Raw genomic sequence first — 220 nt, forward strand, 5'->3', positions numbered from 1 at the left:
CCGGATCCGGGTGACCAACACCGGCAATGTGACCCTGTCCGACGTGGTCGTCACCGACGACAAAATCACGCCGAACACGATCACGTGCGCGACGTTGGCCCCGGGCGCGACCTGCGACCTAGTCGGCACCTACAAGGTCCAGCAGACCGACGTGAATGCCGGCTCGATCGTCAACAAGGCGACCGTGTCGACCTCGACGCCGAACGTCTGCCCGGCCGGT

General features: G+C 65.5%; 1 protein-coding gene. It reads left to right on the forward strand.

Annotated elements, in window-relative coordinates; genetic code table 11:
- Nucleotides 1–10: 10 nt before the first annotated feature.
- A partial coding sequence (locus A7A76_RS04720) for a DUF7507 domain-containing protein (protein ID WP_206410111.1) occupies nucleotides 11–220 on the forward strand: 210 nt, incomplete at its 3' end.

The sequence above is a fragment of the Lysobacter enzymogenes genome (genome assembly GCF_017168095.1).
In the GTDB taxonomy this organism is placed as follows: Bacteria; Pseudomonadota; Gammaproteobacteria; order Xanthomonadales; family Xanthomonadaceae; genus Lysobacter; species Lysobacter enzymogenes_D.